The organism is Paenibacillus sp. FSL M7-0420, from assembly GCF_038002345.1.
In the GTDB taxonomy this organism is placed as follows: Bacteria; Bacillota; Bacilli; order Paenibacillales; family Paenibacillaceae; genus Paenibacillus_AQ.
On record NZ_JBBOCJ010000001.1, the window covers coordinates 3,967,557 to 3,980,082 of the forward strand.

The window sequence follows — 12,526 nt, forward strand, 5'->3', positions numbered from 1 at the left end:
GAAATACTTTTAGCGAGGTGGTTTTCAAAATGAGAATGCTCATCACTTTTCAAAACAAGCTTGTCCCTGTATATTTCACAACAGAAAACAAACAGCCGACCCAAAAAGTACTTCGACTGCTCAACAGCACCCTTGAACTCAAAATTCAAAAAGGCAAAAACGCCCTGCAGACCTGTTTGAATTCCCTGATCAGTATCGAAATTAAAGGCTCAGAAGCTATATTGCACAGTTACAGTGAAAATGATTCATTGGCCTTATCCCTCTATTAAACAGAGGGATATTTTTTTGCCTGAATAAGTACATACTTGCATAAATATAAAGGTACACAACAAATAAGCACATACCCGCATGTTTGTTGAGGGGATGCGCTTATTTTATAGGATGGTAGGCGCTTAGCAGTCAATATTATACCGTCACTCAGCCAATCCGGAGGTTCCGGTTCTCCTCTTTCTCCGCCTTTTTAATTCGCAATTTGAACAACTTCACCAGGTTACGCCGGGTATGCTCTTCGTGACAGCTGTCCAGCTTCTTCAGGATGAAACGGTCGATGGACATGTCAATCGCTCCTTTAAATGGGGGCTTAGTCCCGTGATATGGAGAGGGAATCATTTCCTCTTCTCCTTATATCACCTATATAACCGGACCGTTGATCCCCTAAACTTGTCCTGATGCGCACCTGCACCGCTTGCGAAATTAGTCAAACTACATATGGGCCTTTCAGCGGCAAATTAGGAATCCGTTATAGAAGATATGGTACATTTGCGAAGGATAGCAGCTTCTGTAAGCAGAAAAAAAATTTATCCGACGGATATTTACAAACTAAATATTAAATGCTATATTATCGATAGTTAATATTAAATATATACCTAAGGAGAAATCATAATGTCGAATGTACTGTTTATCAAAGCCAATAACCGCCCTGCCGAGCAATCCGTAAGTGTTCAGCTCTACAACGAATTCCTGTCCAGCTACAAGGAGACTCATCCGCAGGACCAGATCACTGAACTCGACCTGTTCGCTGAACAGCTTCCTTACTACGATAACACACTCATCACTGGCGTATACAAAGCAGCCCAAGGCTTCGAAGCCACTCCTGAAGAAGCAGCAGGCGCTGCACTTGTTAAGAAATATCTGGACCAGTTCCTGGCCGCTGACAAAGTAGTCTTTGCCTTCCCGCTCTGGAACATGACCGTTCCGGCTGTACTGCACACTTATATCGACTATCTGAACCAGGCTGGAACTACCTTCAAGTATACTGCTGAAGGTCCTGTAGGACTGTTGACTGGCAAAAAAGCAGCTGTTCTGAACGCCAGAGGCGGCGTGTACTCCGCAGGCCCGGCTGCAAGTGCTGAAATGGCCGTGAACTTCATCATGGGCAACCTGAACTTCTGGGGCTTCAAGGAAACTACACAGGTAATCATCGAAGGACACAACCAGAATCCGGATAAATCCGCTGAGATTATCGCTTCCGGTCTGCAACTGGCTAAGACAGCAGCAGCATCGTTCTAATCTGATCATAAATAGCTTTTTGAAAGTCTCCGTAGGGAGACTTACCGAGAGCATATGAAGAGCTGTCCCAAATGCCATGAAGTGGCTGCTTGGGACAGCTCTTTTTTTTGGAGTTAGATCAACGTGAGCACTTGGGTGGACGCTGCGTGAACGGACCGTTGTTACAGTCGCTGTGCTCTCCAGATACCACTGCTATAAAAGTTGCTGAAGCAGGTGGATTTTCTCCACTTGCTATCGAACAAGAGACCTCAAGCTAGAGAGCAGTTGGAAAAATGGCACTTAATCTCCTCCAACTCTTCCCAATCGAGGCTTTTACGGTGTAACAAATGACGTTTATCCAACTAATTTCCTCTATAGCTCCCGAACCACCAAATTAAGATACGTTTTTCCAACTACTCCAGGTGGCGTAGCTCCTGCTTACACAATGCACAGCATCTAGCAAGTTTATTCCGTCATGCAAACTTTCATCCCTATTCCCATGCTCGCTTCTATGCTTCTACAACGCCTTGGGATTTCATCGCCGCTCAATATTCGTCCAGCACCCGCTGCCAGCTGTTGCCCTTGGCACGGGGCGGGGTGCTTTTGGCGGAGGCGGCGGCTGTCTTGCGCTTCTGTCTCGCTTCCTTGCTGTTCTGGAATTGCAGCTCCTTCTGTGTCTTGTGGTAATTCTGCAGCCGCTTCCCGTCCAGCATACCGCTGGCGGCAGCCGCAAGCACGGCGCAGCCTTCCTCCCGTGTATGAGTACAGTCACTGAAGCGGCATTCTGCCGCAAGCGTGCTGATCTCACCGAACGCCAGATCCAGTCCGCCGTCATCCTCCCACAACTGCAGCTCGCGCATTCCCGGAGTATCGACGATGATTCCGCCATCCGGGAGGACGAACAGCTCGCGGTGTGTGGTCGTATGACGTCCGCGGCTGTCCCCTTCCCGCACATCCTGGGTGAGCTGCAGATTCCGGCCGCTGAGCCAGTTGACCATCGTCGATTTGCCGCAGCCGGACGAACCGGTCAGGGCTACCGTCTGGCCGCTGCCAATGTAGGGCTGCAGCTCCTCCCGCCCGTCGTTCAGCAAGGCACTGACCGCATGGACCGGGACACCGGGAGCCGCCTGCTGCATTTCGGCCATTTTCAGCTCCGCATCGGTGCACAGATCTGCCTTAGTCAATAGAATGACGGGATTCGCCCCGCTGTTCCAGGCCATAATCAGATAACGCTCCATCCGCCGTACATTGAAATCATCATTCAGTGCACTGACCAGAAATAAGGTATCCACGTTGGAAGCCACAATCTGCTCCTCCTGGGTCGGGCCCGCCACCTTGCGCGAGATGACGCTGTGACGGGGAAGCACGCCATGAATCACCGCATGCGCTCCCCCATCCTGCATCGCCAGGATCACCCAGTCGCCTACCGCCGGATACTCACCGGACCCGCTCAGCGAATGCCGGAACTTGCCTGACAGCTCGCCCCACATTTCACCTGCTGCGGTAATCACCTTGTATTTACTGCCGAAATCTCCGGCAACCCGCCCCGGCGCATACTCCCTGTCGTCCAGCAGCCGCAGCTTATCTGTCCATTTTCCGTTCCATTCTTCATTCCAGCCGTACTGTTCTAGCTTGATATCGATATTCATGCATTTCCTCCTGAATGGGTTATTATCATACATCCGCTTATCACATCATCCATGTATCTCCGGGCAGCATTGGCTCGTCACGCCGCACAAAAAAAGCCGCCGGAACCCAAAGGTTCCGGCGGCAGAGGCAGACTCGGCTGCGGTCCGGCTTTTGCTGTTGTACAGCAAAGAACCGTCCGCTGCGGGCAGAGTCATTCCAGAATAGCGGAGGCTACTCCCTCTTAGGAAGAAGGAGCAGACACCGGTATTTCGGGCGTGATGCAGCAGACCTGCACACGCAAAAAAGCCGCCGGAACCGATACGGTTCCCGGCGGCTCTAGAAGGCATCATAGAGCTTACCTGCGAAGCTGGGGATCAATTATTACTCCACAGCCGCATTTCCCGGAAGACACGTATCCACAACAGTAGCAACCAATCCTGAAACGCTAGTATAAACTGCCATTTGACATCGTCTCCTTCCGAAATAATATGCTGTAATAATATACGGCCCGGATACCGTTTGTCAACAGCGGGCCCTAACTTGCTTAAATAATGTCCCGGAGCTCATCCAGCTCCTGAATCACAGCGAGAGGCTTCACGTTCAGTGATTCATCCCAAGGGTGGTTGCGCTTCAGCCAGATCGTATCCATACCGCTCTGCGCCGCCCCCCAGATATCATTCACCGGATGATCGCCGATGAATATAGTCTGCTCCGCCGTGGAGACCAGACGTTCCAGAGCTAACCGGTAGATCGCCGGATCAGGCTTGCTGATCCCGGCCTCACCCGAAATGACGATCGTGCGGAAGTAGCCGCGGAGTCCGAGCAGATCGATTTTGCCATATTGAATATCCCTGCCGCCGTTCGTGACCAGTCCCAGCGGATATCCCCGGTCCCGGCAATACTCCAGGGTCTCCACCGCATGCTTCATCATCGCCCCGTGGCGGATATAGGTCTCGTCATAATAGGCCCGGATGTCCGCAGCGGTCAATGCCTGCTCCCATGGGAGAACCTCGCTAAGCTCCGCGAAGAACCCATCCTTATCCCGGTATCCGTCGGCATCCCTGATAATCATATCCTCCACCACCTGCACGGCCTGCTCTTCGCTAAGATGTCCCAGGTGATCCTGCACAAACTTCATGCTGAAGCTGCGGAAGGTCTGATCCCGGTCCATCAGGGTATTGTCCAGATCAAACAGCAAAGCTTGTACCTCTCTCATGTCTATGCTCCCCTTTCTGTCGTCCATTTCTGCGGTCTACGCACCAGATGCTTATTGTACTACGCTCCCGGGCGCAAAATAAAGACCATTCCGCCAGGAAGGACAACCTCTCCTTCGTCAGAATGGCCTGTATAGGGGGAATCAGGTACGCAGAGCTTTCAGGATTCAAAGTGTTCAAAATGCTCTGCGCGATGCGTAAGCATCATTTCCTCATCGGTAATGTAGAGCGGGAACGGCGGTGTCTCCTTCAGATAACGCTCGGTGGACAGCAGCCGGTAATGAACCTCAGGGAGCCAGGCGTCTTCGAGCAGCGGCAGCTTGCCGGTGTCACTGATATAATTGTCTACCGCCGATTGAACCATATCGAGGTAGTAAGGCACCAGCTTGTCAGATTCTTCAAAAATCTCAAAGGTCTCGCTGGACATATAGAATTTCTGCTGCGGAACTCCGCCTAAATATCGTTTGAGCCGGTTCAGGTCAATACTCTTATCTTCCTGGATCAGAGCGGTACGGTTAATGGGAGCGGGCATATCTTCTTCAAATTGCCTTACAGCCTGCTTGATCTGCGGCAAGGTAACGGTTGGATGATTGGGTTGCAAGTTTTTTTTGGCACGTTTGAATATCATACTGAAGGTCTCCTTTCGAAGCTTTTGTCAGATAACGCTTACAATACCATTTTATTCGTTATTTGAACAATTAATCAGCAGTTTCGCACTTGTCATAAAAAATCCCCATTTATTAGATCATTATTTGACATTTTCCCAGTGAGTCCAGAGTTCGGGCGGGTTGAGCTCGTACTTATCATTCTCCCGGTACATGAACTGGTGCATAATGAACTCGCGGCGGATGGTGGCATAATCATCATGGAACGGCTTAATGAACTCGTTGATCTCTTTCTCCGAATAGACCACACCCGGTTCAAGCTTCTCCACCATATATTGCAGCGCGATTAATTTCTTCTTGTATTGTGCGGGAATCTGGCGCAGGCGTCCGTCTTTGGCAAAAAAATTACGGAGCACCGACTCCTTCAGACTGTGTTCAGGCGACTCTTCCTCCATCTCCTCCACCCCCTTTGCAAAAATAAATTTCAGCGAGGCCTCAGAGCCTGCCTGGATAAACTCGGGATTCAGCTTGAAATATACAGTGTTCTTGTCTCTGCGCTCCAGGATCAGTGCGGCTTCACGCAGCTTGGCTGCATGATGGGTCACCGTAGGCTGTGACAGATTCAGCTTCTCGGCCAAGGCATGACCGTGAACCTCGCCCCGTGACAGGAGCAGAAGAATACGCAGCCGGGTGGGATCGGATAAAGCTTTGTGATAGGCGACAATTTTGTCTAACTGCAAGCGGGATCACGCTCCTACGGATATTCGTAAGGCAGTCTGGGGGGCTGCCAATTTACATTTTAGATATATATCTAATTATATACCCATCTTGTCATCTGATCAATCCCCAATTTGCGGAATTCACCGGCCATGGCAAAAAACAAAAATATAAGGTACCATTTACTGAATAGAATACTACCTTAGGAGGACATAGATATTATGCTAGACGTTATTATTATCGGCGCCGGTCCCTGCGGACTGTCTGCAGCCATCGAATGCCAGCGCCAAGGACTCTCCAGCCTGATTGTGGAAAAGAACTTCATTGTCCATTCCATCTACCTGTATCCGACCAACATGCAGTTCTTCAGCACCACTCCGCTGCTTGAGATTGGAGATGTGCCCTTCACCTCTCCGAATGACAAGCCCTACCGCCATGAGGCGCTGGTCTACTACCGCCGTGCGGCCGCGCAGCATCAGCTTGAGATTGCCGCTTATGAAGAAGCGTTGTCCGTTCTGCCGCAGGAGGATGGCAGCTTCGTTGTACATACGGTCAACAAGCGCGGCGAGGAGCAGCAGCGCTGCGCTGCGAACGTAGTCATCTCTACCGGTTACTTCGACCAGCCTAATCTGATCGGGATTCCCGGGGAGGAGCTGCCGAAGGTTACGCATTATTTTGGCGAGGCTCATCCGTATTCCGGCATGAAGGTAACTGTAATCGGAGGCAGCAATTCAGCGGTGGATGCCGCGCTGGAACTGCTGCGGGTAGGCGCCAAGGTGGATATGGTCTACCGGGGAAGCAGTATCTCGGACAATATCAAGCCCTGGGTGCGTCCGATCTTCGAGAGCATGGTGCAGAAGGGGAGCATTACATTGCATCTGGAATCGCGCGTCACGGAGATCACCCCGGCCTCGGTGCGGGTAACCTCCTCCGTGAATGGGGATATTACCGAGCTCGACAATGACTTCGTGCTGGCGATGACCGGCTTCCGCCCGAGCAGGGCCCTGCTTACCTCTGCCGGGGTGCAGATGGATGACTCTATGGATAAACCAGCCTTTAACCCCGCCACAATGGAGAGCAATATACCAGGCATCTACGTCGCCGGGGTGATCGCTTCCGGACGGAACGCCAACGAGGTATTCATCGAGAGCGGGCGGGGGCACGGCAAGCTGATTGCCGATCATATTGTGAGCACAAGGCTTACTTAGAGAAGGAGTGTATCCAGGTTATGGATATAACCTCGTTATTGCTGCTGGGTCTGGCAGCGCTTGGTGTCGTCAGCAGCAACTCGCCGATTACCATTGCCATGGTCGTGCTGCTGCTGATCCGTGTGCTGGGACTTCAGCAGGCTTTTCCCTGGCTGGAGAAATACGGACTGACCGTCGGCATTATCATCCTGACCATCGGAGTCATGACGCCGCTGGCCAGCGGGAAGATCTCCCTCCAGACCGTCGGCCAGTCGTTCCTGCACTGGAAATCCCTGGCCGCCATCGGAGTCGGCGTCCTGGTCGCTTACCTGGGCGGACGCGGAGCCGTGCTCATGGGCAGCCAGCCGACCATCGTCGCCGGGCTTCTCATCGGAACCGTCCTTGGCGTGGCTCTGTTCAAAGGCGTACCGGTGGGCCCGCTGATTGCCGCCGGCATCCTGTCACTGCTGATCGGCCGGATGTAAGCCGGTAGCCACCTCAAGACCAAGGCAAGACGAAACAGGCTGCAAGTCCACCTAAGCGGGTGGACTTGCAGCCTGTTTCTTTTGACTAAGAATAGTATAGCCGTGTTATGCATCCAGCCGCTGAACGTTGAACAGCCTGGCGTAGCTCCCTGCAAGTCCCATCAGCTCCTCATGGGTGCCGCGTTCGGTGATCTCCCCGTTCTCCAGCACGATAATCTGGTCGGCATGGGTAATCGTGGACAGCCGGTGGGCCACAATCAGCGTCGTCCGCTCAGATGCCAGGGACTGCAGCGCCTGCTGGATGAGATGCTCGGACTCCAGATCCAGCGCGGAGGTCGCTTCGTCCAGAATCAGCACCTTGGGGTCCTTCAGGAATACCCGGGCAATTGCCACGCGCTGCTTCTGTCCGCCGGACAGCTTCACACCCCGTTCTCCCACTTCGGTATCATAGCCTTCAGGCAGCTGCATGATGAAGTCGTGGGCATTCGCAGACACCGCCGCCTTCATCACCTCCTCTTCCCCTGCTTCCGGGTTCCCGAACCGGATGTTGTCGCGTACCGAGCCGCTGAACAGGAAATTATCCTGCAGCACCATGCCCACCGTCCGCCTCAGACTCTCCTGCGTCAGTGCGCGGATATCGTGTCCGTCCATGCGCAGACTGCCGTCGCTGATATCATAAAAGCGCGGGATCAGGCTGATCAGCGAGGATTTGCCGCCTCCGCTCATTCCGACAAAAGCCACCGTCTGGCCCGGAGCAATGCTCAGATTAATGTCCCGCAGCACCCACTCGTGCTCGTCGCTATACTTGAACCACACGTTGTTGAATTCGATCTTCCCGGCTGGCTTCAGCAGCGGCTTCGCGCCCGGTGCATCGACAATATCATACGGCTCATTCAGCAGCTCCAGCACACGTTCAAGCGATGCCGAAGCCTGGGTCAGCACGGTCGAGGAGTTGATCAGACGGCGCAGCGGCGCATACATCCGGTCCAGATAGCCGAAGAAGGCCACGAAGGTCCCGAGCGTCAGATTGCCCTGGATGACCTGGTATCCGCCGTATCCGATCACAAGCAGCGGAGCAATATCGGTCAAGGTGTTAATTATCGCAAAGGTGAAGGCATTCCACCGCGTTTGCGCCAGCGCTTTTTGCAGAAACTTGCCGTTGATCTCCTCGAACTGCTGCAGGTCTACCCGCTCCATCGTGAAGCTGCGGATGACCGCAATCCCCTGAATCCGTTCATGCAGATAGCCCTGAATGACGGCAAGTGCCTGTGACCGGTCTTTGGTCAGCACCTTGAGACGCTTGTACAGCGTATTGACGGCAATGCCATACAGCGGCAGAATGGCAATCGCCACCAGCGTCAGCACCGGATTCAGATAGAGCATGAAGCCCAGGGCGAAGAGCAGGGTGAACATATCCAGCCAGACATTCATCATTCCGACCTCAACCAGGTTCTTCGACTGCTCGACATCGTTAATGAACCGGGAGATGGCCTCGCCTACCTTAGTATTCTGGTAATAACGCAACGACAGCCGCTGCAGATGCCCGTAGAGCTTATTGCGCATATCGAATAGCACCTTGCTCGTAATCAGCTGGGCGAAATACTGGCGGTAATACTCCACCGGCCCGCGGACAATCACGAACAGAATCAGGCCCCCGCCTATCACTGTCATCAGCTTCGAGACCCGCTCCGCTATCGTCAGTGCCGGATTACCCAGCAGCTCATCGACCACATATTTCAGAATCATCGGCAGGGTCAGCGGAATGCTGAATTTGACCATCCCGATGATCAGAGTGAGCACAATCCATTTCATATACGGCCGAACAAAGGTATAATAAGATTTCCAAGGTTTCACAGCGTGTCAGGTCCTTTCCAATTCATTCTTCATCAGGGTGCAGTTGACATTTGCGCGCTGCAGTGTTTTATTATTTTTAAACAGTTACGGTTGCAGTACCGGAATTCAGGAGGATAATGATGCCCAGACAATTTGTGACGGAAGCCGTCATGATGGCGATTTACGGCCAGCTTCTCATCCCGCGGAGCCCTGTAGAATATATAGTCCCTTATACCACAATTATGGAGCTTTACGAGCTGCGGGACAGCGATGAGCCGGTGATGAGCCAGGCGGATGATGACAAGCATGTCAGACTCAGAATCCGCGAGCTGATCAACTATTTCGAGGAGCCGCTGAATGCCAAGAAGATCAACCGCTGCCTGAACGTCCCCTGGGCCAAAAGCTCCGGTATCCTCCTCGGCGGACACGCGCAGATCACCATTATCAACAGCGTTGACAATGCCTCCTACGGAGAAGCATTCGATCCGATTGAGACAGAGCTGCTGCTGGCGTCCCAGCGTGAGAAGGTGCCGATTCTGACCGACCAGTTCGAGCTGATCCAGCGCATCATCGAAGGCGGAGTTCCCGTCCAGGTCTATGACATTGATGATTTCGAGTTCGCCATGGAGGAAGAGACCTTCCGCAGCTCGCACTGATCGCGTCACCTGAGCGGCGGGCAGCTTCGTTGGCCTGGGGCATATCCCCATGTAAAAGCCCTTGCCTCACGGCAAGGGCTTGTTCCGCATCCCCGGCAGTGCCGGGATCTGCCCTTTGCTGCAGCTCTCCCTTTATGCCACCGGCACAGGCTCATACTTATATTCGATGTCATCCTCAGCCTGGGAATAGACAATCGACAGATTGTACCCCTCCATATACCACAGATCCTGCTCTTCCATATAGAAGGTCAAGCCGCCCTCCATGAACTGCACAGCAGGACGTCCAGGCTGCTCGGTGGCAATGCCCAGCGAGAAGCCGGGATGCAGGCCTCCGCCTGAGCTGTACCGGGGAAACAACCGGATATATGCACCCTCCTGGAGGCTCAGTTCTCTTTTGAACCAGGCGGCTGCTTCCGGACTAATTAATATGTTCATCTCTCCACTCCTCCCCTCTACCCCAATCATACCCAAAAAACTTCAATTCACCAAATCGAAGCGGTATTACGGCAACATGCCGTCTCCGCCACAAAATTAAATTTGACAATTCTTAAAGTGTGATGATAAACTCGGAACATAACGAAACGTCTTCAAGTTATTACCAAAATGAAGAAAGGGTGATCTCGGTGTTTAACATTGATATGGTATACCTCGCCACTATTGTAGAAAACTATACCCAACTGAATACCGAAGCAGCCCGAGCAGTGGAGAATTCCTGAGGTTCATGCGTATTACGCGTAACGTATGAGAACAGGCTTAACTTATCTCTCACATGTCTCTGTGCTGCTTATAGCACCGTGGACATGATAACCGCAATTACAGGCGTATCATCCGTTTTCGGATGGTACGCTTTTTCGCGTGCTGTGAGAGTGTGATCTGCTGTCCAAGTGTCTATGAATGTTCCGTTAACCAAGCCAACTTAGTAATTACTCCAAGCACGAAAGGAAGGGATTCATCTTGTTCTCCGTACTCCGAAATCTCGGCTGGTTCTTCCGCCGGGAAAAAAGGCGCTATACTATAGGCCTTATTCTTCTTATCGTGGTAGGTGTGCTCGAACTGCTGCCTCCACGCCTGTTGGGCAACGCCATTGACGAAATCGTCACCGGTGCCATCACTGCAGGTTCACTGATGAAATACATTGGCCTGATCGTACTTATGCTGCTGATCATTTACTGGATCACCTACATATGGATGCATAAGCTGTTCGGGGGTTCGAATCTGGTGGAGCGCCTGCTGCGCTCGCGGTTCATGAATCATCTCATGACGATGACCCCCGCCTTCTTCGAGCGTAACCGCACCGGCGATCTGATGGCCCGGGCCACCAACGATATCCGCGCCGTCTCCGCAACCGTAGGCTTCGGGATGCTCACTCTTGTCGACTCCACCGTATATCTCACGGTCGTCCTGTTCGCCATGGGGTTCCTGGTCAGCTGGAAGCTGACACTGGCTGCGGTCATCCCGCTTCCGATGATTGCGGTAGCCATGGTGTTCTACGGCAAAGCGATCCACGACCGCTACAGTCTGGCGCAGGATGCCTTCGGCGACATGAATGACCAGGTGTTGGAATCCGTATCGGGTATCCGCGTCATCCGTGCTTATGTGCAGGAGCGGCACGATGAGAAGCGCTTCTCTGACATTACAGATGATGTGTACCGCAAAAATATGGCGGTCGCCCGGGTCGATGCCTTCTTCGAGCCGACGATCCGCTTGTTCGTGGGTCTAAGCTATATCATTGCCCTGACCTACGGAATCTATCTCGTATTCCGCAATCAGATTACGCTCGGCGATCTGGTGTCGTTCAACATGTACCTCGGGATGATCGTGTGGCCGATGTTCGCGATCGGCGAGCTGATTAATATCATGCAGCGCGGCGGCGCTTCACTGGAGCGGATCGACGAGACGCTGAATGCGAAGCCTGATGTCAAGGATGTGCCTCAGCCGGTTAAGGTGGCCCAGCCAACCACCATAGAGCTGAAGAATGTGACCTTCCGGTATCCGACCTCTACCATCGATAATCTCAGCGGAGTCAGCTTATCCCTCTCCCAAGGCCAGACGCTTGGCGTGGTCGGACGGACCGGCAGCGGCAAATCGACGCTGCTGAAGCAGCTGCTGCATGAATACCCGGCGGGCACAGGCGAGATTCTGATCTCCGGTGTGCCGATCACCCAGATCGCCCTCGACCAGCTTCATAGCTGGATGGGCTACGTGCCGCAGGAGCAGATCCTGTTCTCTAAGTCGGTTCGCGAGAATATCCAGTTCGGATATTCCGGGGCCAGCGATGAACGGATCATGCAGGCGATTACCGCAGCAGCCTTCCAGAATGACCTCGGTACCTTGTCCGACGGGCTGGATACAATGGTTGGCGAACGCGGTGTCTCCCTCTCCGGGGGACAGAAGCAGCGGGTCTCCATCTCACGCGCCTTCATCGCAAATCCTGATATTCTGATTCTGGATGACGCCTTGTCTGCTGTGGACGCGCGGACAGAAGCGAAGATCATCGAGAACATCCGCGAGGAGCGCAGCGGCAAAACCACGCTCATCTCCACCCACCGCCTCTCGGCGATTGAGCATGCCGATCTGATCGTTGTTCTCGAAGACGGGCATATTACAGAGCAGGGTACGCACCAGGAGCTGCTGGAGCTGAACGGCTGGTACCGTGAGCAGTTCGACCGCCAGCAGGTCGAGAATAATCTGACGAATGAATAACCCCATACA

At 53.0% G+C, this 12,526-nt stretch carries 13 protein-coding genes; 6 read left to right on the forward strand and 7 right to left on the reverse strand.

Going from position 1 to position 12,526, the window contains the following annotated elements; genetic code table 11:
* Positions 1–29: 29 nt before the first annotated feature.
* Complete coding sequence (locus MKX51_RS16810; RefSeq protein ID WP_036699054.1) at positions 30–269, forward strand: hypothetical protein; 240 nt, start codon at positions 30–32, stop codon at positions 267–269.
* 148 nt (positions 270–417) lie between these two features.
* Here MKX51_RS16810 and MKX51_RS16815 read toward each other — a convergent pair whose 3' ends face one another.
* Entirely contained in the window at positions 418–555 is a 138-nt protein-coding gene (locus tag MKX51_RS16815) for a hypothetical protein (RefSeq protein WP_179090468.1), read from the reverse strand.
* Between the two features lie 327 nt (positions 556–882).
* On the opposite strand from MKX51_RS16815, the gene MKX51_RS16820 reads away from it, so the two are divergent.
* Positions 883–1,509 carry an FMN-dependent NADH-azoreductase gene (locus MKX51_RS16820; RefSeq protein ID WP_340940244.1) on the forward strand — a complete coding sequence of 209 codons (627 nt, stop codon included), beginning with the start codon at positions 883–885 and terminating at the stop codon, positions 1,507–1,509.
* Between the two features lie 524 nt (positions 1,510–2,033).
* Here the strand turns inward: MKX51_RS16820 and rsgA are convergent.
* The 4 genes from rsgA to MKX51_RS16840 all read right to left on the reverse strand — a co-directional run bounded on the left by rsgA (position 2,034) and on the right by MKX51_RS16840 (position 5,676).
* Complete coding sequence (gene rsgA, locus MKX51_RS16825) at positions 2,034–3,137, reverse strand: ribosome small subunit-dependent GTPase A (RefSeq protein ID WP_340993215.1); 1,104 nt, start codon at positions 3,135–3,137, stop codon at positions 2,034–2,036.
* Positions 3,138–3,661: 524 nt separating this feature from the next.
* Positions 3,662–4,333, reverse strand: coding sequence for an HAD family hydrolase (locus tag MKX51_RS16830; RefSeq protein WP_340993216.1), 672 nt, complete (start codon positions 4,331–4,333; stop codon positions 3,662–3,664).
* Positions 4,334–4,491: 158 nt separating this feature from the next.
* Entirely contained in the window at positions 4,492–4,959 is a 468-nt protein-coding gene (locus MKX51_RS16835; RefSeq protein WP_340993217.1) for a DUF3939 domain-containing protein, read from the reverse strand.
* Positions 4,960–5,079: 120 nt separating this feature from the next.
* Positions 5,080–5,676 carry a DUF2087 domain-containing protein gene (locus tag MKX51_RS16840; RefSeq protein WP_340940239.1) on the reverse strand — a complete coding sequence of 199 codons (597 nt, stop codon included), beginning with the start codon at positions 5,674–5,676 and terminating at the stop codon, positions 5,080–5,082.
* A gap of 198 nt (positions 5,677–5,874) precedes the next feature.
* Between MKX51_RS16840 and MKX51_RS16845 the strand changes: the two genes are divergently transcribed.
* Positions 5,875–6,861, forward strand: a complete 987-nt coding sequence (locus MKX51_RS16845) for a YpdA family putative bacillithiol disulfide reductase (protein WP_340993218.1) — start codon at positions 5,875–5,877, stop codon at positions 6,859–6,861.
* A 20-nt stretch (positions 6,862–6,881) separates the two neighbouring features.
* Complete coding sequence (locus MKX51_RS16850) at positions 6,882–7,325, forward strand: DUF441 domain-containing protein (RefSeq protein ID WP_340940236.1); 444 nt, start codon at positions 6,882–6,884, stop codon at positions 7,323–7,325.
* Positions 7,326–7,430: 105 nt separating this feature from the next.
* Here the strand turns inward: MKX51_RS16850 and MKX51_RS16855 are convergent, their stop codons facing one another.
* Complete coding sequence (locus MKX51_RS16855; protein ID WP_340993219.1) at positions 7,431–9,179, reverse strand: ABC transporter ATP-binding protein; 1,749 nt, start codon at positions 9,177–9,179, stop codon at positions 7,431–7,433.
* Positions 9,180–9,298: 119 nt separating this feature from the next.
* Between MKX51_RS16855 and MKX51_RS16860 the strand changes: the two genes are divergently transcribed.
* Positions 9,299–9,814: an ADP-heptose synthase gene (locus MKX51_RS16860; protein ID WP_076085194.1), complete on the forward strand. Its 516-nt coding sequence runs from the start codon at positions 9,299–9,301 to the stop codon at positions 9,812–9,814.
* A 132-nt stretch (positions 9,815–9,946) separates the two neighbouring features.
* On the opposite strand, the gene MKX51_RS16865 is transcribed toward MKX51_RS16860, so the two are convergent.
* Complete coding sequence (locus MKX51_RS16865) at positions 9,947–10,249, reverse strand: HesB/YadR/YfhF family protein (RefSeq protein WP_339310032.1); 303 nt, start codon at positions 10,247–10,249, stop codon at positions 9,947–9,949.
* 519 nt (positions 10,250–10,768) lie between these two features.
* On the opposite strand from MKX51_RS16865, the gene MKX51_RS16870 reads away from it, so the two are divergent.
* Positions 10,769–12,517 (forward strand): ABC transporter ATP-binding protein, encoded by a 1,749-nt coding sequence (locus MKX51_RS16870; RefSeq protein WP_339310034.1) that lies wholly within the window; start codon positions 10,769–10,771, stop codon positions 12,515–12,517.
* Positions 12,518–12,526: the final 9 nt, after the last annotated feature.